The organism is Pilimelia anulata (genome assembly GCF_014647895.1).
GTDB classification, from domain to species: Bacteria; Actinomycetota; Actinomycetes; order Mycobacteriales; family Micromonosporaceae; genus Pilimelia; species Pilimelia anulata.
Window position 1 is genome coordinate 868,502 of the sequence record NZ_BMQB01000001.1, and the last position, 22,957, is coordinate 891,458.

Here is a 22,957-nt window from a genome sequence, read left to right on the forward strand (position 1 = left end):
AATGCACGTCGCATGACGTCGCTCAGCCCATGTTGACGGGAGTGCGGGGTCAGAAGAGGAGGCCGGCGATGTGGAGGGGGGTGAGGATGGTCAGGGCCAGCGGGAAGGCCGGGTGCAGCAGGGGTGCGCCCACTGCCGGGAGGAGGTCGCCGGCCGTTCCGCGGCGGGGTGCGGGGGCGGTGGGGAGCCAGGCCACCACCCGGTTGCCGTACGTCGCCAGCCACGCCAGGCCGGCCAGTGTGGCCAGCGCGTAGCCGGCCAGCAGGCGGGTCGGCGGTTCGCGGCTCGCCATTCCGAGCATGATCCACACGATCAGCCCGAGCCCGCCGGCCAGGGCCAGCCCGCCCAGCCCGCCGGCCGTGAGGCGGCGGCGGCCGAGCAGCCACGCCGTACCGAGGCAGAGCAGGCTCAGCGCGCCGGCCAGCCCGGCGCGCACCCGCAGCAGCACGTCGGCGTGCGGCCCGACCTCCCGCCGCACCGGGCCGCCGGGGCGGAACACGCTGTGGTCCACCGTACGGTCGGCGACCCGCCCGGCGACCACCGTCGTGGACAGCGCCGCCGACGCCCCCAGCACCGCGGCCAGGACGAGCAGCGCGGCCAGCACCCGCCGGACCGCCCGCGGCGCGGTGAACCGGTCGATCGCCCACGGGTCGGCCGCCCCGGCGGCCAGCCGGCCGGGCAGCGCGGCGAGGTCGCCGTCGCGGGCGTCGACCCACTGGAACCGCTGCAACTCCGCCGCCGCGGCCGGCGGCCGGACGCTCGCCACCAGCACCGCGACCGCCGGCCCGGCGCGCAGCGCGGCCGCCGCGCGCGGCCAGGACGTGTGCGCGGAGATCACCACCAGCCGCCGGTCGGCGGGCCCGTCGGTGACCGCGAGGCCGGCGGCGGCGCAGGCCCGTCCGATCGCCGCCGCCACACCCGCGTCGGCGTCGGCGTGGTCGACCCGCACCGTCCCGCCGCCCGCCCGGCCCCGCTCCCCGGCCGCTGCGTCCCGCCGCCCCGCCGCCCGGTCCTGCCGCCCGGCCGCTGCGTCCCGCCGCCCGGTCCCGCCGCTCGGCCGCTGCGGCGCCGCGTCCGGCCGCTCTGTCCCGCCCGGCCGCGTCGTCCCGTCCGGCCGGGGCGCGGCGGGTCCGAGTACCCGGCGGCGCAGCCGGCGCGGCGGGTCGCCGACCGGCAGCCAGTACAGCACCGACCGGGACAGCAGCAGGCAGCCCAGCGCCGCCAGGTGCGCCGGTACCAGCACCAGGGTGGCGATCACGAAGAAGGCGACCGTCAGCTCGCTCGGCGTCCGCTCCAGCTCCACGTTCGACTCCACGCCGTGCTGCGCGGCGAACATGACGGCGTTGAGCAGGTCCGCCGCCGCCTGGTAGCCGGGCACGCCGAGCAGCACCGCCGCGAGCAGCGCGCCGCGGGTCGCCGCCCGCGCCCGGAACCGGCGCAGCACCCCCCGCTGGTACGCCAGGAACGCCCCCGCGACCACCGGCGCGACCAGCAGCCGGCCGGCGGTGAGCGGGTCCGGCACGCCGCCCCGCTCGGGCAGCCGGGCCAGCTCCACGGCGTACAGCAGCAGGCTCCCCGCGGTGGCCGCCATGCCCAGCGCGAGCGTCGCGGTGAGCCAGGCGACCGGCAGCGGCACGCCGAGCCGGCCGGGCGGCGCGGCGGCCGCGGCGTCGCCGCCGACCAGCCGGGCGACGGCGGCGGCGCCGGCGGCGAACCGGCGGCGCAGGTCCAGCACCGGCGCGCCGCGCAGCGCCGCCGGCAGCGCGGTGGTCGCCGCGAGCGCCACCACGACCGGGGTGCCGCGGCGCAGCGCCCGGCGCCACTCCGCGCCGACGTACGGCGAGGCCAGCGCGGCCGGCGAGGCCAGCAGCACGACGGCGTCGGCGGCGTCCACCCCCGCCTCGATCGCGGCGGCCCAGTCGTCGCCGGGGCCGAGCCGCTGCACGTCGAGCCACACGTCGTGGCCGGCGGCGGCGAGCACGGCGGCGAGGTGTTCGGCGGCGTGGAACTGGTGGCGCGAGTACGACACGAAGACCCGTCGGCGGCCGGACATGGCCGTCAGCATAGGGCCGGCGGATAGCATGTGGACTCCGGCGGTGGGGGTGGGATGAGCGACGTACGGCGGATCCCGGCGACGGCCGACGGCGGGCCCGGGCCGCGTTTCCCGGCCCCACCCGGCACCCGCTTCCCGGCGGTGCTGGCCGACGCGGAGAACGCCGCCGTCGCCGGCCAGACCGCGTACCTGCGGCTGTCCGCGATCGGGCTGGTGCTGGCCTGCCTGGCCGCGGCCGGCGGCGCGATCCCGTACGGGGTGCGGCTCGACGGCCACCCCGTCGACCTCGGCGGGCTGCTCGCCGCGCTGGCCTTCGCCGCCGGTATCGGGGTGGCGTCCTACCTGCTCAGTACCACCCCGATGCGGAGTTGGTACGAGGGCCGGGCCGCCGCCGAGTCGGTCAAGACGATCGCCTGGCAGTACAGCGTCGGCGGCGGCCTGTTCCGCGTCGACACCGCCGCCGACCCCGACGCCCTGCTGGTCGACCGGCTCGCCGGGATCATGGGGGAGATGCGCGCGGTCCGGGTGCTGGCCGCCGTCGGCGGCGAGCAGATCACCCCCGGCATGCGGGCGCTGCGGGCCGAGCCGCTGCCGGTCCGGCGGGCGCACTACCTGGCCGAGCGGGTGGACGACCAGGTCCGCTGGTACGGCGCCAAGGCCCGGTTCAACCAGCGCCGGGTGCGGCTGTGGTTCGCGGTGGCGATCGGCGCGCAGACGGCCGGGCTGGTGGCCGCGGGGGTGAAGGCGTTCGCCGGGGTCGACGTCGACGTGCTGGGGATCGCGGCGGCGCTGGCCGCCAGCGGTACGGCCTGGCTCCAGACCCGGGACCACCAGAACCTCGCCGAGTCGTACGCGGTCACCGGCCGCGAGCTGTCGATCATCCGGGCCCGGGCGGACGCCGGGGCGGGGGCGGGCGGCGAGGAGGCGTGGGCGGCGTTCGTCGCGGGGGCCGAGCGGGCGGTCTCCCGCGAGCACACCCTCTGGCTGGCCCGCCGCGGCTCCGCCTGACCCGCCCGGCCGCTTGGGTCGCGGCGGGCACTCCGCTCGCTCGACGCCGTTCACGCCGCCCGCCCGGCCGCACCCGAAGGGGCACCGCCCCGCCCGGCGTGCCGGTCCCCGCCCCGCCGCCCGCGGCCCGGCCGGACCGCCGCCCGCCGCGGGATTGCCCCGCGGGCTGCCCGAACGGACCGGGCCGTCGGGGCAGCGAACCGGGCGGACCGGGCCGCCCGCACCCGCCCGCCCGCGCAGCCCGCCCGCCGCGCCCATGCTGGAACCGCGCACCACGGCCCACCGGCGCCGTCGCGGGCGAACCAGTCCGAAGCAGGAGGTTTCATGACCACGTACCTGTCGCCGCCCGGACCCGCCGAGCCCGCCGCCCCGTCGATCGGGGAGCGGCCCACCGCGGTCGCCGCGTTCGTCGGCCGCGCCGCCGACGGCCCGCTGCACCGGCCCGTGCCGGTCGACGGGTGGAGCGGGTTCGGCCGGACGTTCGGCGAGTTCGCCGCCGGCTCGTACCTCGCGCACGCCGTCTTCGGCTACTTCCTCAACGGCGGCACCCGCGCGTACGTGGTCCGGACCGACGACGACACCGCCGCCGCCGGCCTCGCCGCCCTCGCCGACGTCGACGAGGTGACGATGGTGGTCGCGCCCGACGTGCTGGCCGCGTACGAGCACGGCCTGCTCGACGCCGCCACCGTCGAGGCGGCCCGGGCCGGCCTGATCGCCCACTGCGCGGCCCGCGGCGACCGGATGGCGCTGCTCGACGCGATGCCCGGCCGGTCCCCGCAGCAGGTGCGCGACTGGCGGCGGGACGCCGGGGCGTACGACTCGGCGTACGCGGCGCTGTACTACCCGTGGATCAAGGTATTCGACCCGGTCGCCGGCACCAACCGGTACGTGCCGCCCAGCGGCCACCTGGCCGGCGTGTGGGCCCGCAGCGACGCCACCCGCGGCGTGCACCGGGCGCCGACCAACGAGGTCATCCGGGGCGCGGTCGCGCCGGAGACGCCGCTGACCCGGCAGCAGCAGGAGCTGCTCGCGCCGGTCGGGGTGAACTGCCTGCGCGCGTTCCCCGGCCGCGGCATCCGGGTGTGGGGCGCGCGCACGCTCGCCGACGACCCGGCCTGGCGGTACGTGAACGTCCGCCGGCTGTTCACCCACCTCGAACGGTCCATCGTGGCCGGCCTCGCCCCGCTGGCCGGCCACCCGGCCGACCCGGCGCTGTGCGCCCGGGCCCGGCTGCTGATCGAGGAGTTCCTCACCGCGCAGTGGCGGCGCGGCGCGCTGGTCGGGCTCACCCTGGCCGAGGCGTTCACGGTCGCCTGCGCACCGGACCCGGCCGTACCGGGCCGGCTCGCCTGCCGGGTCGCCGTGGCGCCGGTGCGGCCGGCCGAGTTCGTGCCGCTGCGGCTGGCCCCCGGCGCGGACGGCCCGCCGGCGTACGGGCCGCCGGGCGCCGCCCGGTACCCGCTGGGCGTCCTGCCGCGCGCCGCGGAGGCGGCCGCCGTCGGGGTCGCGGACCCCGGTCCGGTCGGATGAGCCCGCGGGCGCCGGCCGCCGGCCGGCGGCGGGCCCGGCACCGCGCCGGCACCGCCGGCACCCGCCCGTGGGCGGCGCGGTCGGGCGCGGCCCCGCGCCACGGCGCCGACCCCGCCCGCCGCGCCGCCGCACCCGCGCCACCCCCCGCCGGTGCCGCCCCGCCACCGGCCGACCGCGCCGCTCACGCCACCCGGGCCGACCGCGCGGCGCCGCCCGACCGGGCAGCCCCGCTGGGCCGGCGGTCGCCGGCCGCCCACCCGGCGGCTGCCGATCACCCCGCGCGGGCCGGCCGCCGCCGGTGGATCGCCGCGCTGGCCGCGGCCGGCGTGCTCGTCGTGGCCGCCGCGGCGGCCGCCGCGTACGCCGGCCGCCGTGGCTGGCGCCCCGCCGCACTGGCCCGGTCCGTGGTCGCCGCCGAGCCGGCCGCGATCGCGCCGGCGGGCGCCCGGGCGTCCAGCTCGGCGCCGGGGGTGACGCCGGGCCTGCTGTACGACGGTACGGCCGACCGGTTCTGGGCCCCCGCCTCCGCGGCGCCGGGGCAGTGGGCCGAGCTGCGGCTCGCCCGGCCGACGGCGCTGCGCGGCGTGCGTGTGCGCCCGGGTGCCTCCAGCGACCCGCTGGCGTTCCTCACCGCGGGGCGGCCGCGGGACATCACGATCACCGCCGCCGGCCCGGCCGGCGCGGTCGCGACGGTGCAGTACACGCTGCGCGACGCGCCGGAGCCGCAGTCGGTGCCGGTGCGCGCGGACGGGGTGACGACGCTGCGGGTGACGATCCGGTCGGGGTACGGCCGCGGCGCCCGCCCGGCCCTCGGCGAACTCGAACTCCTGCCCCGCTGATCGACGCCGCCCACCCGGCCGCACGGTCGGCTCGTCCGGCCGGACGGTTCGCCCGCGGCGTCGGTCGACCCGGCGTGGCCGGCCGGTGAAGCGCAGGTTGACCGACCCCGAATGCTCTACCGCGGCCCCGCTCCGCGGGTCGGTCGTGCGGCCAGCATCGCCTCGTCCCCCGTAACCGGGGACCCGCCCGGGCGGGTGTGGACAGCAGCGGCGGCGCAACGGGGCGCCGCCCGAGCGGCCCGGAGGCCAGCATGCGCTACGCCAGCACCCTCGGACTCGTCGCCCTCGCCGCGACCGCCCTCGCCTGCGGCGCCGGCGGCGACGGCGGCGCCGACACCGCCGGGTCCACCGGGGACGCGCCGAAGGCGGCGGCGAAGGCCGCGAGGGTCGGCCAGGCGGTGCGGGACGGCAAGTTCGAGTTCGTCGTCGCGAAGCCGACCTGCGGCCGGACGTCGGTCGGCCCGGCGCAGTTCGGGGCCCGGGCGCAGGGCGTCTACTGCCTGGTCGCCGTGACGGTGAAGAACATCGGCAAGGAGGCGCAGTTGTTCAGCGGCTCGTCGCAGAAGGCATTCGACGCCAAGGGGATCGAGTTCTCCAACGACGGCAAGGCCGAGATGTTCGCCAACGAGGGCTCGCCGACCTTCCTGGAGGAGATCAACCCGGGCAACCGGGTCAAGGGGAACCTCATCTTCGACGTACCCAAGGGCACGAAGCTGGCGCGAATCGAGCTGCACGACTCGCCCTTCTCCGGCGGCGTCGACGTCGCCCTGGGCTGACGCTCGCCGGGAACGCGGGTGGGGTGGGGCCGGTACCGGCCCCACCCCACCCGGCGCGCGAGACGTCAGACGACGTCGGCCCGCGACGCCCCGATGAGCGCCGTGAAGTCCTGCACGATCTTGGTCGACAGCACGTGGCTGAACCGGGACTCGCCCGGCCACAGCCCGATCTGGTTGGCCTTGACCGCCGGCAGCGTCTTCCACGTCGGCACCTTGGCGAGCTGGTCGTGGCTGAGCGCGTGCGACCGGGAGTCGGTGATGATCAGGTCAGCCGGGTACTTGCCCGCCTGCTCCCAGCTCAGCATCTCCCAGTGGTCCTCGGCGCCGCCGCCGGCGACCAGGTCCAGGCCGAGGGACTTGTAGTACGCCAGGTCGCCGAAGAAGTCGGGCTTGGCGACGTAGAAGTTGTCCTTGTCCGCGTACGCGACCTCGACCTTGAGCCCCGGCTTCGCCGCGATCGCCGCCTTGAGCGCGTCGCCGGCCTTGTTGAACGCGTCGACCGCGCCCTTCTGCTCCGGCGAGTCCAGGTCGGCGCCGAGGGACCGGGCCAGCTCGCGGTAGCCCTCGATGACCGTGAGCAGCGGCGCCCGGTACTCGTTCACGCCGACCACCGGCGCGGTGGCCCGGATCTTGGCCAGCGACTCGGCGGGCAGCGCCCACAGGTCGTCCGGTCCCTTGCCGAACTTGCCGGTGACCACCAGGTCGGGCTTGAGGGCCAGGAACTTCTCCATGTTGAAGTCGTCCCACGAGTTGCCGACCGAGGTGACCGCGTCGACGTCGACGTTGCCCGCCTGCGGGTCCTTGGTGCCGTCGGGGCGCTTCTGCGGCCCGAACACGCCCACCGGCTTGATCCCGAGGTCCCACAGGGCGGCCGCGGAGCCGACGTACGCGACGATCCGCTCCGGCCGCTTGGGCAGGGTGACCGGCTTGCCGCCGGCGTCCGTGTACGTCCACGGACCGGCGCTCGCGGCGACCTTCTTCGCCGGCTCCGGTGCCTTCTCGCCGCATGCGGCGAGGCCGGCGACGCCGAGCGCGGCGCCGACGAGGCAGATCATGGTGCGCCGGAGGGTACCGGTGCGGTCCTTGTTGGACATATATCTCATTTCCTTTCCACCAGGGGGTGGGCTCCACCGGAACGGCGGGGAGGGGCTTCAGGGGGCGTGGTGCCGCCCGATCGGGACGATCAGCGGGGTCCGGCTGACCGGGTCGGGAACGATCCGGCAGTCCAGGTCGAAGACCTCCTCGATCAGCGCGGTGGTGACGATGTCGGCGGGGGCGCCGGTGGCGACGATCACGCCGTTCTTCATGGCGACGAGGTGGTCGGCGTACCGGCAGGCCTGGTTGATGTCGTGCAGCACCATCGCCACCGTCCGGCCGCGCCGCCGGTTCAGGTCCAGGACCAGGTCGAGGACGTCGATCTGGTGGGCGATGTCGAGGAAGGTGGTCGGCTCGTCCAGCAGCAGGATCGGGGTGTCCTGGGCGATCGCCATGGCGATCCAGGCCCGCTGCCGCTGCCCGCCGGACAGCTCGTCGACCATCCGGTCGGCCAGGTCGGTCATCCCGGTGGCGGCGAGCGCCTCGGTGACGGCCTCCTCGTCCCCGCGCCCCCACTGCCGCCACCACGCCTGGTGCGGCGCGCGGCCGCGGGTGACCAGGTCGACGACGGTCAGCCCGTCCGGCGCGACGGGGGACTGGGGGAGGATGCCGAGCTGCCGGGCGACCTCGGCGCCGCGCAGCCGGTGGATGGCCCGGCCGTCGAGCAGGACGCCGCCGGCCCGCGGCGGCAGCAGCCGGGCGAGCGCCTTGAGCAGCGTGGACTTGCCGCACGCGTTGGCCCCGACGATCGTGGTCACCCGGCCGGGCGGCAGGTCGAGGTCGAGGCCGTCGACGATGGTCCGGTCGCCGTACCCGAGGGTGAGGCCCTCGGCGCGCAGCCGCGGCGGCAGCGTCGCGGCCGGCTCGGTCGCGGCGGGGGCGGGGTTGTTCAACGCGGTCATGCTCAGCCTCCCGAGCCCGTGCGGTTGGCGCGCACCAGCAGCCAGATCAGGCACGGTGCGCCGAGGACGCCGGTGATGACCCCGACCGGCAGGTTCACGCCGTCGAGCAGGCGCTGGGCGATGACGTCGGCGAGCAGGACGGTCGCGGCGCCGGTCAGCGCGGACGCGACCAGCGGCGGGGTGGCCCGGCGGACGAGCCGCTGGGCGATCTGCGGCGACACCAGCGCGACGAACAGGATCGGCCCGGCGGCCGCGGTACCGACGGCGGCGAGGCCGACCCCGACGAGCAGCAGGGTGAACCGGGCCCGGTTGGCCGGCACCCCGAGCCCGGTGGCGACGTCGTCGCCGAGCTGGAGCAGGGCCATCCAGCGGTGCGCGACCAGCGCGGCCGGCCCGAGCACCGCGAGCGCGATCAGGACGGGCCGGGCGTGCTCCCAGCCGCGCAGGTTGAGGTTGCCGACGAGCCAGCCCATCAGCGCCTGCGCCTCCCAGATCTCGCTGCGCGAGAGCAGGTAGTCGGTGACGGCGAGGCAGACGGCGGAGACGCCGATGCCGATGAGGATGATCCGGTACCCGGTGCTGCCGCGCTGCCGGGCCAGCAGGTAGATGACGGCGGCGGTGCCGAGCGCGCCGACCAGCGCCAGGCCCTGCATGCCGAGGCCGGCGCCGACGCCGAACACGACGCCGCCGACCACGAACACCGTGGCGCCCTCGGTGATGCCGATGATGTCCGGCGCGGCGAGCGGGTTGCGGGTGATGGTCTGGAAGATCGCGCCGGACAGCCCGAACGTCGCCCCGACGCCGACGGCGGTGAGCGCCCGGGGCAGCCGGATCTCGTTGATCACGATCCAGGTGTCGTAGTCGGTGACGCCGAACAGCTCCCGCAGTACCAGGCTCAGCGTCACCGGGTAGTCGCCGGTGGCGATGGCCAGGCAGAACGCGGCGAAGGTCAGCAGGCCCAGGGCCAGGCACACGACGACCGCGCGCGGCCGCAGGACCCCGGAGGCCCGGCCGAGGCGCAGCGTGACCCGGCGGCCGGCGGCGTCGCGCGGGGCGAGGTGGACGGTCATCGGCTCACAGCTCCGCGATCCGGCGCCGGCGGACCAGCGCGACGAAGAACGGCCCGCCCAGGACCGCGGTCAGCACGCCGACCTGCACCTCGCTCGGCCGGGCGACGACCCGCCCGAGGACGTCGGCGGCGAGCAGCAGGCCGGGGGCGAGGATCGCCGACAGCGGCAGCAGCCAGCGGTGGTCGGGGCCGGTGAAGTACCGGGCGATGTGCGGGATGACCAGGCCGAGGAAGACGATCGGCCCGGCCACGGCGACCGCGGCGCCGGTGAGCAGGGTCACGGCGAGGATGCCGACCGCCCGGATCCGGCCGGTGTGCCGGCCGAGGCTGACGGCCACGTCGTCGCCGAGGGCCAGGCTGTTGAGCTGCGGCGCGAGCGCCAGCGCCAGCACGGCGCCGACGGCGACGAACGGGGTCACCTGGACCAGTGTGTCGGCGGTCTGGCCGGTGAGCGTGCCGGCGGCCCAGAACCGGTACCGGTTCAGCGCGGCCGGGTCGGTCAGCACGATCGCGGCGGTGAGCGAGCCGAGCAGCGTGCTGACGGCGACGCCGGCCAGGGCCAGCTTGACCGGGGTCGCGCCGCCCCGGCCGAGGCTGCCGATGAGCTGGGCGAGCAGGCCGGCGGCGAGGGCGCCGAGCAGGGCGAACCAGATGAACCCGTACAGCGAGGTCAGCCCGAGCCCCGCGATCGACGCGGCGATGCCGAACGCGGCGCCGGCGGTGACGCCGAAGATGCCGGGGTCGGCGAGCGGGTTGCGGGTGAGCGCCTGCATGAGCGTGCCGGCCAGGCCCAGGGCGACGCCGGCGAGCAGGCCGAGGACGGTCCGCGGGATCCGCAGCCCGCGGACGATGGCCGTGATTTCGTCATCACCGGGAGTGACGATCGCGCACGCGATGTCGGCGACGCTGAGTCCGCGGTTGCCCACCGCGACGGAGAGAACGCACAGGGCAATGAGTACGACCGAGCCGACCACGAGAGCGGGGATGGCGCGCCGGCGCGCCGCTCGCGGGGGTGCCGGTGGATCCGGCCGGTCGCTCGTCATGGGCCGCGCTCCTCGGGGTTAGGTTAGCGGTACCTTAGTCGCCGGACCCGGTGATGGTCATCGACGCGGACCCGGACGTGGGATGTCTCACCACGATCGGGTTCGCCTGGTCAGCGGGGGGAACGGGCCCGTACGGCCCGGTTGAGAATGAGCTGAGGCTAGCCTTACTATGCGCCTCATGACGACCAATCCCTTCGACGACGCCGACGGCACCTTCCTCGTGCTGGTCAACGACGAGAACCAGCACAGCCTGTGGCCGGAGTTCATCGACGTCCCGGCCGGGTGGCGGACGGCGTTCGGCCCCGGGGTGCGGCAGGCGTGCCTGGACTGGGTCGACGCCCACTGGACGGACATGCGGCCCCGGTCGCTGATCGACGCCATGGCCGGCCGCGAGGGCTGAACCCGCGCGGTCAGACGTTTTACGGCGGTTTGCCGGGGTTCGGTGGGGGTACCAGGTACCTCCCGGCCACCGGAGGACCATGTCGCACGTCGATCGACGCCTGCTGGCGGAGCCCACCCGGCTCGCCGCGGTCGACCGCACCCGCCGGGTCCTCTGCGGCATGGCGCTGCCCACCGACGCGGTGGCCGGGCTGGCCGCGAAGCTGCTCGCCGCCCCGATGGGCGTCGTCTGCCTCGTCCGCGACGACGAGGACCTGGTGGTCGGCGCGCACGGGCTGCCCGACCGGTTCGCCGACCGGCACCTCGACCTGCGGTACGCCGTCGGCCAGTACGTGCTGGGCGACGGCCCGGTCACCGTCGTCGAGGACGTCGACGAGGACCCGGACCTGCGCCGGCACGGGCTGGTCCGGGAGTGCGGCGTCCGGGCCTTCCTCGGCGTACCGCTGGCCGACCCCGACGGGCGCCCGGTCGGCGCGCTCGTCGTCCTCGACCGGGTCGTCCGCCGCTGGTCCAACGCGGACATCTCCGCGCTGCTGGAGATCGGCACCATGCTCGTCCCGGCCGACCGGCCGCCCGCCGCGGTGCGCGGCAGCAGCCTGCCCGACGTCGAACTCGGCCCGCTGCTCGAGTCCACCGCGGAGGCGTTCGTCGCCGCCGACGTCGACGGCACCGTGGTCGGCTGGAACCTCGCCGCCGCCGACCTGTTCGGCCTGCCCGTCGCCGAGGCGCTCGGCCGCCGCCTGGCCGACCTGTTCGTCGCCGACGGCGCCGCCCGGCTCGGCGACCCCGCGGTCCACCGGCAGCGGGTCCAGGGCGTCGGCCGGCACCGGGACGGCCGCGAGTTCCCGGTCGAGGCGTTCCTCAACCGGGTACCGTCGCCCGCCGGCCCGCTGCTCTGCGGCTTCCTGCTCGACATCACCGAGCGGGTCACGCTGCGCCGCGCCGCGCTCCGGCACGCCCGGTTCGTCGAGGCGCTGCTGGACAGCCTGCTCACCGGCGTCGCCGCCTGCGACCCCGACGGCCGGGTGATCGTCGCCAACCGGTCGCTGCGCGACTGGTACGCCATCCCCGAGGACTGGCAGCCCTTCTCCCTGCTGGACAACCCGGCCGTCGCCACCGCGCTGGACGGCACCGAACTGGCCGTCGCGGACCTGCCGCTGATCCGCGCCTGGCGCGGCGAGGTGGTCCGGGACGAGCTGCTGCGCATCCCGCCGCCCGGCGGCGGCGCCAGCCGCGCGGTCCTGGTCAACGCCAACCCGGTCACCGACCCCGAGGGCCGCCCGCTCGGCGCCGTCGCCGCCCTGCACGACATGACCGCCCAGCTCCGGCACGAGACCTTCCGGGACCGGCAGCTCGAGGTCGTGGAGGCGCTCGCGTACACCGACGACGCGACCACCGCGCTGCGCGCCGTGCTGCGCGCCATCGCCGGGGCGCTCGGCTGGCGCCGCGGCGAGGCGTGGCTGTGCGACCCGGTGACCGACTCGGTCCGCCCGGCCGCCGCCTGGACCCCCGCCGCCGGCACCGGCGCGGCCGACGACGGCGCGGCCGGCACCGCCTGGCTCGGCCGGGCGCTGGCCGCCGAGTGCTGCGCCGCCCGCGCGCCGGTGCGCCGCAACAGCGCGGCCGAGCGCGCCCTCGCCGTCCCGATCCGCGAGGAGAACGCCGTCCTCGGCGTCCTCACCCTGCTCACGCCGTCCGGCGACCCGCCCGACGACGTGGCCGTCGCGTTCGCCGAGGCGATGTGCAGCCACGTCGCCGGCTTCCTCGCCCGCCGCCGCGCCGCCGCGCTGCGCACCGAGCTGGGCCGCAGCAAGGACGACTTCATCGCGCTCGTCGGCCACGCCGTGCGCACCCCGTTGACCTCCATCGGCTCGTACGCCGAGCTGCTGCTCGCCGACGCGCAGCGGTGGACCGGCGACGAGCGGGAGATGCTGACGGCGATCGCCCGCAACGCCGAGAACCTGCGCGCGATCATCGGCGGCCTGCTCGACCTGGCCGCGCTGGAGTCGGGGCACGCCGAGCTGGCCGCCGTACCGGTGGACCTGGCCATCATCGTCCGCGACGAGGTGGGCGCGCTCGCCGAGGTGGCCGCGCACAGCGACGTGCTCCTGCGCGACCGGCTGCCCGACGCGCTGCCCGTCGTCGGCGACCCCGGCCGGCTGCGGCTGCTCGTGCACAACCTGCTGTCCAATGCCGTCAAGTACAGCCCCGACGGCGGCACCGTCGAGATCCTCGCCCGGGCCGAGCCCCCCGGCGTCGTCGAACTGACCATCCTGGACGGCGGCGTCGGCATCCCGCCGGACGAGCGGGACCGGCTGTTCCGCCGCTTCTTCCGCGCCTCCACGGCCGTCGAGCGGGGCATCCCCGGCGCCGGCCTCGGCCTGTCGATGAGCCGGGCGATCATCGAGGCGCACGGCGGCACGCTCGCGCTGACCAGCCGCGAACCGGCCGCCCGGGGTACCGCGGCCACCGTCCGGCTGCCGCACCGCCGCCCGTAGCCGCGCCGCCGCCCGTGGGCGCACCGCTGTCCGTAGGATCGCCGGGACCGGCGGAGGGGGACGGCGTGGATCCGACGCTACCGGCGCGGGCGGCGGCGATGTTCGCGGTGACCAACCTCGACGACCTGCTGCTGCTGGCGCTGTACCTCGCCCGGGCCACCGGCCGCGCCGGGGTCGCCCGGGTGGTCGCCGGGCAGTACCTCGGGTTCCTGGCGATCCTCGCGGCGTCGGTGCTGGGCGCCCTCGGCGCGGGCCTGCTCCCGCCGTCCGCCGTGCCGTACTCGGGCCTGCTGCCGATCCTGCTGGGCCTGCGCGCGGCGGTGGCGGCGTGGCGCGAGCGCCGCGCCCCGGCCGGGCCGGCCGACCCCGACCCGGGCGCGGGCGCCGGGGCGGCCGCCGGGCCCGGGGTGCTCGCGGTGGCCGGGGTGACGCTGGCCAACGGCGGGGACAACGTCGGCGTGTACGTCCCGGTGTTCGCCGCCGCCGGTCCGGCCGCCGTCGCCGGCTACGCCGCGGTGTTCCTGGTCGGGGTGGGGGTGTGGTGCGCGGCCGGGCACTGGCTGGCCACCCGCCGGGCGGTCGCCCGGACGATGGCCCGCTGGGGCCACGCGGTCCTGCCGGTGGCCCTGATCGCCATCGGCCTGACGATCCTCCTCACCGCCTGACCCGCGACCGACGCGCGATCGGCGGAGCGGGTGCATCCCGGTCGTTCCCGCCACCACGGATGCACCCACCCCCAGCCGACCGACGGCGCCCGCCGCGCAGTGGGGTCAGTGGTCGGGGTCCCAGCGGTCGTATCCGGGGCTGAACGGCCGTCCGTCGCCGGTCGGGGGCGGGGTGCGCTGGCCCGACCACGTACCCCACAGGCGGGCGTACGCGCCGTCCGCCGACAGCAGGGCGTCGTGCGTACCCGACTCGACCACCGCGCCCGCGTCCAGCACCACGATCCGGTCGGCCGCCGCCGCCTGGCTCAGCCGGTGCGCGACGACGACCGCCGTCCGTCCGGCCAGGACGGTGTCCGCCGCCGCCTCCAGCTCCCGCGCGCCCGCGCTGCCCGCCTCCGCGGTCGCCTCGTCCAGGACCGCCACCGGCGGGTCGGCCAGCGCCAGCCGGGCCAGCGCCACCTGCTGCGCCTGCGTCGCGGTCAGCTCGTGCCCGCCGTCGCCGACGACCGTGCCGAGGCCGTCGGGCAGGGCGCTCGCCCAGCCCAGCGCGCCGACCGCGGCCAGCGCCCCGAGGAGCGCGTCGTCGTCCGCGGCCGGGTCGGCGAGCCGCAGGTCGTCGGCCAGCGTCCCGGCGAAGACGTGCACCTCCTGGGTCACCAGCACCACCGCGCGGCCGGGGTCCGCCGCGGGGTCCACCCCGCCGACGGCGACCGTACCGGCGGTCGGCCCGTGCACCCCGGCGATCAGCTTGGCCAGCGTGGACTTGCCGGCGCCGCTGGCGCCGACCAGCGCCACGGTCTCGCCGGGCGCCACGTCGAGGTCGACGCCGGCCAGCACCGGATGCCCGGCCACGTACGCGTACCCGACCCCGGCCACCCGCACCGCCCCGGCACCCGCCGCGCTGCCGCCCGAGCCCGCCGCGCCCGGCCCATCCGCACCGGCCGCCGCGCCCGGTGCCGCGGCGCGCGGTCCGGCCGCGGCGCCGGCGGGCGCCCGGCCGGCGGGTGGCGGGAGGTCGGCGACGCCGACCAGGCGGGCCAGGCTCGCCGCCGCCGACTGTGCCTCGTCCGCCAGCCCCAGCGCCGTGGTGATCGGATTGAACAGCCCGTGGAAGTACAGCGCCGCCGCCGTCGCCGCGCCCAGCGTCACCTCGCCGGCCCCGACCAGCCAGAACCCCGCCAGCAGCACGGCCGTCAGCCCGACGAACTCGGCCGTGTTGAGCCGGAACCAGAACCGGGTCTGGAGCCGTACCGCGCGCAGTGCCAGGTCCAGCGCCGCCCGGGACCGCTCGTCCACCCGGGCCAGGTGCCGGTCGTGCAGCCGGAACGCCCGGACCGTCGCCGCCCCGCCCACGGTGTCCAGGAGCTGGTGCTGCCGGGCCCCGGCCGCCACCCGCTGCGCCGCGTACAGCGGCACCGCCCGCCCGGTGTACCAGCGCACGGTCAGCACCTGCACCGGCGCCGCCAGCAGCGCCGCCGCCAGGAACCGCCAGTCCAGCACGCCCAGGCTGACCATCGTCAGCGCGATCGTCAGCACCGCCCGGGTCAGCTCGGGGAACGCCTCCCGGACCGCGGTCGCCACCACCCGCACGTCCTCGGTCACCCGGGCGGTGAGGTCGCCGGAGCCGGCCCGCTCCAGCCGGTCCATCGGCAGGTACAGCGCCCGGGCCACGAACCGCTCGCGCAGCCCGGCCAGCATCGACTCGCCCAGCCGGGCGACCAGGCTCAGCCCCCACGCGCCGAGCAGGCCCTGGCCGGCGGCCACGCCGAGCAGCGCGACCACGTACCCGGTCAGCCGGCCCGGGTCGCCGCCGCCGGCGACGAGGTCGACGATGCGGCCGAGCAGCGGCGCGGCGAGTAGGTACACCCCGGTACCGGCGACGAGGGCCAGCAGCGCGCCCGCGGCCAGGCGGCGGTGGGCCCGCAGCAGCCGGCCGACGGCCCGCCCGGCGGCCCGCCCGTCGGCGGTGGGCAGCAGGTCGGCGGTGGGCGGCGGGTCGGTGGTGGGCAGCGGGTCGGTGGGGGACGGGTCGGCCGGGGGCGGGGAGGCGGTCACGCGAACACCAGCGTCCGGTAGTCGGGGCGGCGGGCGACGAGCGCCGCGTGGGTCCCGGCGTCGGCCGCCACGCCGTCCACCACCAGGACCACCCGGTCGGCGGCGGCGAGCAGCGCCGGGCTGGTCGCCACCAGCAGCGTGGTGCGGCCGGCGCGGACGCCGCGCAGCGCGTCGGCGATCCGGCTCTCCGTGACCGTGTCGACCGCGGTGGTCGGGTCGTGCAGGACCAGCACCGGCGGGTCCGCGGCGAGCGCCCGGGCGAGCGCGATCCGCTGCCGCTGCCCGCCGGACAGCGACCGCCCCCGCTCGGCCAGCACCGTCGCCGCGCCGTCCGGCAGCGCCGCGACCACCGCGTCCACCCCGGCCGCGCCGGTCGCCGCGGCCACCGCCGGCGCGCCCGCGCCGGCCGCGGCGATGTTGGCGGTGACGGTCTCCTCGAACAGCGCCGCCGCGTGCGCGGCCACCAGCAGGTGCCCGCGGGCCGCGAGCGGGTCGAGGTCGGCCAGCGGCCGCCCGTCCAGCAGGATGGTGCCGGCGTCCGGGTCCCGCTCCCGGGCCAGGCAGGCCAGCAGCGCGGTCGCCGCGGCCGGGTCGGGGGTGGCCAGCGCGACGCACTCGCCCGGCGCGAGCGCCAGGTCGAGGCCGCGCAGCGGGCCCGCGGCCAGGCCGGTCACCGTCAGCTCCCCGGCCGGCTCCGCCGGTGCGGCCGTACCGGCGGCGGCCGGCGGGCTGCCCAGCAGCGCGGCGACCCGCCCGGCGGACGCCCGGGCCTGCGCGAACGCCGCGGCGAACCAACTGAACAGGCCCAGCGGCCCGAGCAGGTACTGGGCCAGCCCGACCGCCGCGACGAGCTGGCCGACGGTGATCTCGCCGCGCAGCGCCAGCCGCCCGCCGAGCAGGGCGACGGCGGCCAGCAGCAGTCCGGTCACCGTCAGCATCGCGCCCTCCTGCCCGGCCCGGGCCCGGGCGGCGTGCAGGGTGGCGGCGAGCGAGTCGCGGCTGGTCCGCCGGTACCGGTCGACGGCCGTACCCTCGGCCCGCAGCCCCTTCAGCACGCGCAGCCCGCCGACCAGATCGGCGGCGACGCCGGAGGCGTGCGCGGCGCGGTCCTGCTGGGCCTCGCTGCGCCGCTCCAGCGGGCGGCTGAGCAGGTACGCCAGGTACAGCATCGGCGGCGCGGCGAGCAGCACGAGCAGCCCCAGCGGTACGGACACCCGCAGCAGCGCCACCCCGCCCACGCCGAGCCCGGCGACGGCGGCCAGGGCGAACGGCAGCACCCGGTGGATCTCGCCGACCCGCTCGGCGTCGTCGGTGGCGATGTTGACGGTCTCCCCGGCCAGCCGCCCCCGCTCGGCGCCGCCCGCGGGCGCGACCACCCGCGCGGCCAGGTCCAGCCGGATGTCGTGCGCGGTCAGCTCGGCGGCCCGCTCGGCGAACCGCGCGCCGAACCGGAAGCAGAACGCGAACCCGAGGAACACCGCCGCGAGCACCCCGACCCAGCCGAGCAGCGCGGGCAGGTCGTTGCGCTGCACGGCCCGGTCGATGATCCGCCCGATCACCAGCGGCACGGCCGCCTCGCCGGCCTGGTGCGCGGTGATGAGCAGCGCGCCGAGGGCGAGGGGGCGCCGGTGCCGGCGGACGGCGCCGCGCAGCACGGACCGGCCCGTGGGGGGTGGCGGCATGAACGCTCCTCGAACGAGTCCGGGACGGTCCGACCGGACCCCCGTCCGGGGAAGGGTACCCTAACCACACCCTCGGGTCGGCGTCCGTCGCGCGGGTGGTTCGGGGGGTGGCGGTGTGGGGTAAGGGAGCGGCGCCTAGCCACTGGAGGACGCCATGACCAACGTGGAGCTGCTGGTACAGGAAGCCAGGGACCTGCTCAACCACCCGCAACTGCCGACCTGGGAGGAGGAGCACCTGCGCCTGTCCCGGGCCAGCGCGCTGATCGGGCTCGCCCAGCTCGCCGAGCTGTCCCGGATCACCACCGCCCTGGAGTCCCGCCTCCCGGCCGCCGCCGGTCACCCCGGCCCGCCGGCCGGCCCGGCCCACCACGGCCCCGCGGCCGACCCCGCCCACCACGCCACCGACCACCCGGCGCCCCCGCACCACGCCCCGCCGCCCCCGCCCGGACACTGACGGCCCGGCCCGGCCCGATCCACCCCCGACGCGGCCGGGGTCCGGCTCAGGCGTCCGGGCGCTCGCCGGCCAGCCGGGCCGCCACCGCCGCCCGGCTGGCCACCCCGAGCTTGTCGAACACCCGGCTCAGGTGCGCCTCCACCGTCTTCGGGCTGACGAACAGCCGCCCCGCGATCTCCTTGTTCGTCAACCCCGACCCGACCAGCGCGGCCACCTCCCGCTCCCGCGCCGTCAACCCGGCCGGCGCCGTCGCCCCGCCGCGCGCCCGCCGCGGCCGCCGCGACTCCATCTGCCGCTGCGCCCGTACGGTCTGCTCCAGGAACAGCTCCGCCCCGGTCGCGGCGAACAGCGCCCGGGCCCGGGCGAACCGCGCCCGCGCCCCGGCGGCGTCGCCGCCCGCGCCGAGCGCCATCCCCGCGATCAGGTGCGCCCGGCCGGTGAACACGTCGGCGCCGGCCCGCTCGAACAGCTCCGCCGCGGCCAGCGCCGTCGCCGCCGCGGCGGCCGGGTCGGTGACCCCCTCGGCGTACGCCCGGGCGAGCAGCGCCATGCCGCTGCGCAGCGGCAGGTTCCAGCCGGCGGTCGCCGCGGCCGCCCGGTCGGCCCAGGCGTGCGCCCGCGCGGCGTTGCCCAGCAGCGCCTCCGCCCCGGCCAGCACCTCGAAGAACGCCGGCCGGGTCAGCGCGTCGATGTTGGCCAGCTCCGGGCCCTCGGTGAGCAGCAGGTCGATCGCGCCGCGCGGGTCCCCGGCGTGCACCCGGGTCAGCGCGGCCATGGCCCGGGCGATGGCGCCGTACCAGTCGCTGTCGCTGCCGGCCAGCGCCACCGCCTCCGCCGCGTACGCCGCGGCCGCCGGCAGGTCGCCGAGCCACGTGGTGATCCACGTCTGCTGGGACAGCGCCATCGTGCGCAGCTCGTCGCTGCCGGTGAGCGTGGCGACCTCCAGCGCGTCGTCGAACGCCGCCGCCGCCTCGCCGAGCCGCCCGCGCAGGCTGAGCAGCGCCCCCTCGGTCATCCGCAGGTACGTGATCAGGTGGTTCTGCCCGGTGGACCGGGCCAGCCGCAGCCCGCGGGCGAGGTGGTCCCGGCCGGCGGTCCAGCGCTCCAGGTGCAGCTCGGCCATCGCCACCCAGATCGTCGCGTCCAGGTGCCGGGCCAGGTCGGCGTCGAGCAGCGCGTCCAGCGTGCGGGCACCCTCGTCGGCGGCCGCCCGCACGTCCGGGGTGATCAGCCCCGCGCAGGTGTGCGCCGCCGCGTACACCCCCAGCGCCGCCGCCAGCAGCGCCCGGTCGTCCAGCCGCCGGGCCAGCGCGAGCGCCTCGACGGCCAGCGGCAGGTCCCGGCCGAACCGCCCCTGGGTCAGCCACGCGGCGATCAGCTCGATCCGCAGCGTCACCGCGACCGCGCCGTGCGGGTCGGCGTCGGCCAGCTCCCGCAGCAGCAGCGCCCGGGCCCGGGCGTGCCGGCCGAGCAGCCGCTCCAGCATCGCGCAGAACGCCACCAGCGCCGGCCGGTGCTCGACCGCGCTCGGCGGCAGCAGCCGCAGCGCCTCGTGCGCGGCGTCCCGGCTCTCGGCGAGCCGGCCGCTGACCCCGAGCGCCCGCGCCCGCAGCACCAGCAGCTCGATCCGCTGGCCCAGCGTGAACAGGTTGTGCGGCAGTAGCCGCAGCGCCGCCGCCAGCCACCGCTCGGCCGACGCGGGCGCGCTGGGCAGCGCCGCCCGGGCCGCGTTGACCAGCGTGGACACCGCACCCATCTCGCCCGGCCGGGCCGACCGGGCGACGTGCCCGGCCAGTACGGCGCCGGGCGCGCCGCGGGACCGCTCGGCGTTCGCCGCCCGCCGGTGCGCGCCGATCAGCCACACCGGGTCGGCGCTGGAGTAGGCCGCGCGGCGGACCAGCGGGTGCCGGTACTGCAACCCGCCGCCCGCCGGCCGGATCAGGTCCCGCGCGGCCAGCGCCCGCAGCCCCGCCTCGACGGTCGCCGCCGGCAGCTCGCTCACCGCCTCCACCAGCGCCGGGTCGACGACCGTACCGGCCACCGCCGCCGCCGCGGCCACCGTCGCGTACGGCGGGGGCAGCGCGCCCAGCTCCGCCACCAGCGCACCGTCCACCGTGGCGGCGTCGCCGCTCGGCTCGTCGTCGGGGTCCGCCCCGGACCGGTGCAGCAGCTCCAGGTACAGCGGGTTGCCCGCGCTCGCGGCGAACAGCCCCGCCCGCCGCCGGTGCGGCACCCGCCACCGGTCCATCAGCTCCCGCGCCGCCGGGTACGCCAGCGGCCCCAGCGTGAGCAGCTCCGCGTCGCCGCGCCGGACCGCCCCGTCCCACGCTGTCATCAGCCGCGGCGCGGCCTGCCGCGCCCGCATCCCCACCGCCAGCCGCACCGGCGCGTCGGGGAGCTGCCGCAGCAGGTACTCCAGCAGCTCGATCGTCCCGGCGTCCGACCAGTGCAGGTCGTCCAGGACCACCAGCAGCCCGGCCGGCGCGGTCTCGGCGAGCGCGGCCAGCAGCCGCCGGGTGGCCCGGAACAGCCGGAACCGCTCGATCCCGGCGAACTGCTCGGTCGGCCCGCCGGGCAGGTCGGGGAAGGCCGCCCGCAGCACGGCCAGGTTGCCGGGGCCGAGCCGGCCGACGACGGCGGGGGAGAGCAGCCCGAGCTGCTCGTGCCAGGCGTCGCAGAGCACGCCGAACGGCAGGTCCTGTTCGTACTCGGCGGCCACCCCGCGCAGCACCCACGTGCCGGCGGCGGCCGCCTCGGCGGCGAGCGCCTCCAGCAGCCGGCTCTTGCCGATGCCGGGGTCGCCGCAGACGGCCAGCGCCCAGTGCCGGACGTCCGGGGCGAGCAGCGTGCGCAGCCGGGCCAGCTCCGCGTCGCGGCCCACCGGTGCGGCGTCCGGCCGGCCGGCGGCGGACAAGCGCATGGTCCCACCCCCGTCCCCCGACGCCCGCCCGGGCGCGCCGGCGGACATCGACGGCGCGCGATGAGACTAGCCGGCCGGCGGGGTCCCCGTCCGCCCGTTCGCCCGCCGGGTCGCCGGCCGCGGGCGGCCGGTGAACCACGCCATGCTGACGTTCACGAACGCCTCGGCGCGCAGCGCGGCCAGGCCGATCCGGGGCAGGTCGCGGCCGGCGGCGAAGCACAGGTACCGCGGGCGCCACTGTGGCCGGTACTTGGCGTTGGCCCGGTACAGCGACTCGATCTGCCAGAACCGCGACGCGAACAGCAGCGCCCGCCGCCACAGCCGCAGCACCGGCCCCGCGCCGAGCCGCTCGCCGCGGGCGAACACCGACCGGAACATCGCGAAGTTCAGCGACACCCGGCGGACCCCCGCGCCGCCCGCGTACGCCATCAGCTCGCTGACCATCAGCTCGACCAGCCCGTTCGGGGCGGTCCGGTCGCCGCGCATGAGGTCCAGCGACAGGCCCGCGCCGCCCCACGGCACCAGGTGCAGCAGGCCGCGCACCCGGCCGTCGCCGTCGCGGGCGAGCACGAGGACGCAGCCGTCGTCGTCCGGGCGGCCGAGCCGGCCCAGCGCCATCGAGAAGCCCCGCTCGGTACCGCCGACCCGGAACGCGTTCGCCGCCGTGAGCGCCTCGGCCAGCTCCGCCGGGCCCATCGCCGCGATCGGCCGGACGTCGACCCGGTACCCGGCCCGGCGCATCCGCCCGACCGCCTGCCGCACGCCCCGCATGGGCCGCCCGTCCAGGGTGAACTCCGCGGTGTCCAGGATGGCCTCGTCGCCGAGTTCGATCGCGTCGAGCCCGGCCCGCCGGTACGCCTCGCCGGCCTCCTCGCTGCACCCGATCACCGCGGGCGCCCAGGCGTGCAGCCGCGCCTCGGTCAGCCAGGCGTCGATCACCTCGGGCCAGCAGGACCGCTCGCCGATCGGGTCGCCCGCGGCGAGGCTCACGCCGTTGAGCACCCGGTACGCGATCGCCGCCCGGCCGCCCGCGGCGAGCAGCACGTCCTTGTCCGGGCGGATGGCGAAGTAGCCGAGCGAGTCGGCGTCGCCGTGCGCCCGCAGCAGGTTCCGGACGGCGGCCAGGTCCTCCGGGCGGGCGCCCGGCGCGCGGCCGATCGGGCGCAGCGCGAGCAGGACGGCGACGGCCAGCGCCGCGATGCCGAACGTACCGGTCAGCGTCGCGAACGCGTGTGCGGTCCGGCCGGAGGTGAAGTGCAGCCCCGGCGCCTGCCCGATCAGCCCGGCGAGACTGGCCCGGACGAAGTGGTACAGCCCCGGCGTACCGCGCAGCCGCTCGGGCCGGGTGGCCAGGAACAGCACCCCGCAGGCCACGCCGCTGCCGGCGATGCCGAGCCCGAACAGCGGCGCCCGCCACCGGCTGCGCGGGTCGTTCAGCGCGGTGAAGTGCCGCCGGACGGCGAGCAGCAGCGCCACGAGCAGCGCGGTGACCACCGCCTCCTCCCAGTCCAGCCCCTTGAGCAGGTGCAGGACGGTGGCGGCGACGCTGAGCACCAGCACCGCCCACCAGGCGCTGCGCTTGCGCCGGCGCAGCCCGCCGGCGAGCAGCACGAGGAGCACGCCGACCGCGGCGGCGGTGATGTGCGCGGCCAGGATGCCCGAGCGCGGTACGGCGCCGGAGAGCAGCCGCAGCCGCGGGATGTCGGCGGGCCACACCGCGCTGGCGGCGGTGAGCACGCCGACGAGCGCGACGAGCCGCGCGGTCCAGCGTGCCACCCTGGCGTGTTCCAGCCAGCGTCGCGCAGCAGCAGCGGCCGCCCCGGCCGATGGCGCCCCGGTCCCGCGGCGGCCGGGGGCGTTGGCCTGCTGCGGGATCGCGCTCGCGGGGACCGGTTCGCCGGGGGGTGGACCCGGCCGGTGTGCGCTGGCGCGTACGGGCGGAGGGGAAGTAGTAGACATGGGAGTTCGG

17 protein-coding genes are annotated in these 22,957 nt (G+C 77.9%); 8 read left to right on the forward strand and 9 right to left on the reverse strand.

Annotated elements, in window-relative coordinates:
* Window positions 1–49: 49 nt before the first annotated feature.
* Window positions 50–2,053 carry a toll/interleukin-1 receptor domain-containing protein gene (locus IEY94_RS03880; protein ID WP_189168587.1) on the reverse strand — a complete coding sequence of 668 codons (2,004 nt, stop codon included), beginning with the start codon at window positions 2,051–2,053 and terminating at the stop codon, window positions 50–52.
* Between the two features lie 54 nt (window positions 2,054–2,107).
* Here IEY94_RS03880 and IEY94_RS03885 point away from each other — a divergent pair, with 54 nt between their 5' ends.
* From IEY94_RS03885 to IEY94_RS03900, 4 genes are all read left to right on the forward strand, one after another.
* On the forward strand, window positions 2,108–3,061 hold the full coding sequence (locus IEY94_RS03885; protein WP_189168588.1) for a DUF4231 domain-containing protein: 954 nt from the start codon (window positions 2,108–2,110) through the stop codon (window positions 3,059–3,061).
* A 324-nt stretch (window positions 3,062–3,385) separates the two neighbouring features.
* Window positions 3,386–4,591: a phage tail sheath family protein gene (locus IEY94_RS03890; RefSeq protein WP_189168589.1), complete on the forward strand. Its 1,206-nt coding sequence runs from the start codon at window positions 3,386–3,388 to the stop codon at window positions 4,589–4,591.
* The gene (locus tag IEY94_RS03895; RefSeq protein ID WP_189168590.1) at window positions 4,588–5,430 is read left to right on the forward strand and encodes an NADase-type glycan-binding domain-containing protein; all 843 of its coding nucleotides are present in this window, start codon (window positions 4,588–4,590) and stop codon (window positions 5,428–5,430) included. The genes IEY94_RS03890 and IEY94_RS03895 overlap by 4 nt, the downstream gene beginning before the upstream one ends.
* 251 nt (window positions 5,431–5,681) lie before the next feature.
* A complete protein-coding gene (locus IEY94_RS03900; protein WP_189168591.1) occupies window positions 5,682–6,206 on the forward strand; it encodes a DUF4352 domain-containing protein in 525 nt (174 codons plus the stop codon).
* A 65-nt stretch (window positions 6,207–6,271) separates the two neighbouring features.
* On the opposite strand, the gene IEY94_RS03905 is transcribed toward IEY94_RS03900, so the two are convergent.
* From IEY94_RS03905 to IEY94_RS03920, 4 genes are read right to left on the reverse strand one after another with little or no spacing between them, the layout of a single operon-like run.
* Window positions 6,272–7,300, reverse strand: a complete 1,029-nt coding sequence (locus IEY94_RS03905; protein ID WP_189168592.1) for an ABC transporter substrate-binding protein — start codon at window positions 7,298–7,300, stop codon at window positions 6,272–6,274.
* A 57-nt stretch (window positions 7,301–7,357) separates the two neighbouring features.
* Entirely contained in the window at window positions 7,358–8,152 is a 795-nt protein-coding gene (locus IEY94_RS03910) for an ABC transporter ATP-binding protein (RefSeq protein WP_306341589.1), read from the reverse strand.
* Window positions 8,153–8,205: 53 nt separating this feature from the next.
* Complete coding sequence (locus IEY94_RS03915; protein ID WP_189168594.1) at window positions 8,206–9,273, reverse strand: FecCD family ABC transporter permease; 1,068 nt, start codon at window positions 9,271–9,273, stop codon at window positions 8,206–8,208.
* Window positions 9,274–9,277: 4 nt separating this feature from the next.
* Entirely contained in the window at window positions 9,278–10,315 is a 1,038-nt protein-coding gene (locus tag IEY94_RS03920) for a FecCD family ABC transporter permease (RefSeq protein WP_189168595.1), read from the reverse strand.
* A 178-nt stretch (window positions 10,316–10,493) separates the two neighbouring features.
* Between IEY94_RS03920 and IEY94_RS03925 the strand changes: the two genes are divergently transcribed.
* The 3 genes from IEY94_RS03925 (at window position 10,494) to IEY94_RS03935 (ending at window position 13,877) form a co-directional block, all read left to right on the forward strand.
* Complete coding sequence (locus tag IEY94_RS03925; protein WP_189168596.1) at window positions 10,494–10,715, forward strand: MbtH family protein; 222 nt, start codon at window positions 10,494–10,496, stop codon at window positions 10,713–10,715.
* Window positions 10,716–10,794: 79 nt separating this feature from the next.
* Window positions 10,795–13,212 carry an ATP-binding protein gene (locus tag IEY94_RS03930; protein WP_189168597.1) on the forward strand — a complete coding sequence of 806 codons (2,418 nt, stop codon included), beginning with the start codon at window positions 10,795–10,797 and terminating at the stop codon, window positions 13,210–13,212.
* 65 nt (window positions 13,213–13,277) lie between these two features.
* On the forward strand, window positions 13,278–13,877 hold the full coding sequence (locus IEY94_RS03935) for a cadmium resistance transporter (RefSeq protein WP_229783281.1): 600 nt from the start codon (window positions 13,278–13,280) through the stop codon (window positions 13,875–13,877).
* A 105-nt stretch (window positions 13,878–13,982) separates the two neighbouring features.
* On the opposite strand, the gene IEY94_RS03940 is transcribed toward IEY94_RS03935, so the two are convergent.
* Window positions 13,983–15,932, reverse strand: coding sequence for an ABC transporter ATP-binding protein (locus IEY94_RS03940; RefSeq protein ID WP_268244815.1), 1,950 nt, complete (start codon window positions 15,930–15,932; stop codon window positions 13,983–13,985).
* Window positions 15,929–17,614 carry an ABC transporter transmembrane domain-containing protein gene (locus IEY94_RS03945; protein ID WP_189168598.1) on the reverse strand — a complete coding sequence of 562 codons (1,686 nt, stop codon included), beginning with the start codon at window positions 17,612–17,614 and terminating at the stop codon, window positions 15,929–15,931. Before IEY94_RS03945 ends, IEY94_RS03940 begins: the two co-directional genes overlap by 4 nt.
* Before the next feature lie 154 nt (window positions 17,615–17,768).
* On the opposite strand from IEY94_RS03945, the gene IEY94_RS03950 reads away from it, so the two are divergent.
* A complete protein-coding gene (locus IEY94_RS03950) occupies window positions 17,769–18,068 on the forward strand; it encodes a hypothetical protein (protein ID WP_189168599.1) in 300 nt (99 codons plus the stop codon).
* A 46-nt stretch (window positions 18,069–18,114) separates the two neighbouring features.
* Here the strand turns inward: IEY94_RS03950 and IEY94_RS03955 are convergent, their stop codons facing one another.
* Window positions 18,115–20,988, reverse strand: a complete 2,874-nt coding sequence (locus IEY94_RS03955; RefSeq protein WP_189168600.1) for a helix-turn-helix transcriptional regulator — start codon at window positions 20,986–20,988, stop codon at window positions 18,115–18,117.
* Between the two features lie 66 nt (window positions 20,989–21,054).
* Window positions 21,055–22,764 (reverse strand): phosphatidylglycerol lysyltransferase domain-containing protein, encoded by a 1,710-nt coding sequence (locus IEY94_RS03960; protein ID WP_189168601.1) that lies wholly within the window; start codon window positions 22,762–22,764, stop codon window positions 21,055–21,057.
* Window positions 22,765–22,957 lie beyond the last annotated feature (193 nt).

Coding starts and splice junctions, on each gene's coding strand:
- IEY94_RS03900 (WP_189168591.1), top strand. CDS start 5,682: ATGCGCTACGCCAGCACCCTCGGACTCGTCGCCCTCGCCGCGACCGCC.
- IEY94_RS03915 (WP_189168594.1), bottom strand. CDS start 9,273: ATGACCGTCCACCTCGCCCCGCGCGACGCCGCCGGCCGCCGGGTCACG.
- IEY94_RS03950 (WP_189168599.1), top strand. CDS start 17,769: ATGACCAACGTGGAGCTGCTGGTACAGGAAGCCAGGGACCTGCTCAAC.
- IEY94_RS03885 (WP_189168588.1), top strand. CDS start 2,108: ATGAGCGACGTACGGCGGATCCCGGCGACGGCCGACGGCGGGCCCGGG.
- IEY94_RS03880 (WP_189168587.1), bottom strand. CDS start 2,053: ATGTCCGGCCGCCGACGGGTCTTCGTGTCGTACTCGCGCCACCAGTTC.
- IEY94_RS03945 (WP_189168598.1), bottom strand. CDS start 17,614: ATGCCGCCACCCCCCACGGGCCGGTCCGTGCTGCGCGGCGCCGTCCGC.
- IEY94_RS03905 (WP_189168592.1), bottom strand. CDS start 7,300: ATGTCCAACAAGGACCGCACCGGTACCCTCCGGCGCACCATGATCTGC.
- IEY94_RS03955 (WP_189168600.1), bottom strand. CDS start 20,988: ATGCGCTTGTCCGCCGCCGGCCGGCCGGACGCCGCACCGGTGGGCCGC.
- IEY94_RS03925 (WP_189168596.1), top strand. CDS start 10,494: ATGACGACCAATCCCTTCGACGACGCCGACGGCACCTTCCTCGTGCTG.
- IEY94_RS03930 (WP_189168597.1), top strand. CDS start 10,795: ATGTCGCACGTCGATCGACGCCTGCTGGCGGAGCCCACCCGGCTCGCC.
- IEY94_RS03920 (WP_189168595.1), bottom strand. CDS start 10,315: ATGACGAGCGACCGGCCGGATCCACCGGCACCCCCGCGAGCGGCGCGC.
- IEY94_RS03895 (WP_189168590.1), top strand. CDS start 4,588: ATGAGCCCGCGGGCGCCGGCCGCCGGCCGGCGGCGGGCCCGGCACCGC.
- IEY94_RS03890 (WP_189168589.1), top strand. CDS start 3,386: ATGACCACGTACCTGTCGCCGCCCGGACCCGCCGAGCCCGCCGCCCCG.